Annotated in this window: 1 protein-coding gene; it reads right to left on the bottom strand. The window is 38.1% G+C overall.

Annotated elements, in window-relative coordinates; translation table 11 throughout:
* On the bottom strand, positions 1 to 1214 hold a 1214-nt coding region (locus ACP7A0_RS18640; RefSeq protein WP_426005996.1), incomplete at both ends, for an IS1182 family transposase.

The following is a 1214-nucleotide window of genomic DNA, read 5'->3' as shown; positions in this document are numbered from 1 at the left end:
TGCAGTTGTTTTGAATCTGCAAAGCTTCGCTCTATTTTTTCTTTTCTTTTTTTATATAGCTCTTTTCCAGAGGCAGACAGACGATTTTGTCTGATCTTTTCTTTGTGTTCCTCCCATACATGTCTTGAGATCACTTTTTGATGATTTTTCGATCTTGTACAGCTCTCAAGGAAAGGACACGATACGCATTTTTTAGGGTCTGATTTGTAGAACCTATAACCTTTTCGATCAGTTGTCGTATATAATAGCTTCTCGCCATTTGGGCATATGTAGTGATCAGATTCAGAATCATACTGAAATTTCCACTTCTCAAATAATCCTCTTGTTGGATGAAAGCGTCTATGTGCGATGACACCAAAAATATGACGATCCGATAAACCTTTACAGATTGAGGTTGTCAAATAACCAGAATCAAGGGCAACAGCTTCTACTTGAAAACCAAATCGGGCGATTTGGTGATCCAATCGATCAAGATACGGAATAGAATCATGGATATTGCCGGGCGTGACATGGGCATCCGTGATGATATTGTACTTCATATCCGTTGTACGGTGGTCTAGGTAGAAAAAGCCTTCCGGTTTATTTTCACGATAAAGATAGCCACTCTCAGGGTCAGTCATACTTTGACGAATGTCTTTTTTCGTTTTCACCTCCTCTTTTACCTTTAAAGGCTTTTTTCCGTGTGCCACCCGATCTTCTTGGATCGCTTCTTCTAATTCATTTATATAGTTCTGGGTATCTTGTTCAATCGTTTTTCTCGTATATTTATGTTTATTGGCATTGGCTTTAAGATGAGTTGAATCAGAAAAAAGAACGCGGCCTCCTACCATATCATGATTGATGGCTTGAAGCACAATTTCATCAAAAATATCTTGAAAAATCGTTGTATCTTTGAATCGAGTACGACGATTCCAGCTAATGGTCGAGTGATGAGGAACGGGGTCATTGATGTTCAAACCTAAAAACCATCTATACGCCATGTTATAGTAAATTTCTTTTTCAAGTTGTCTTTCAGAACGGATACCGTACAGGTATCCGATAAACATCATTTTGAACAAAATAAGTGGATCAAGAGAAGGGCGACCTTTATTCTCACTATAATACGGTTTTACTTTATCTACGATAAATGAAAAATCAATGTACTGATCAATTTTACGAAGCAGGTGATCCTCTTCGACCAGTTGATCTAGCAATACAAATTCGGCTTCGTGCTG

This window comes from Bacillus sp. DWP3-1 (assembly GCF_049896565.1).
In the GTDB taxonomy this organism is placed as follows: domain Bacteria; phylum Bacillota; class Bacilli; order Bacillales; family Bacillaceae; genus Bacillus.
The sequence above is the reverse complement of the archived record's forward strand: the minus strand, read 5'-3'. Positions and strand labels throughout refer to the sequence as shown.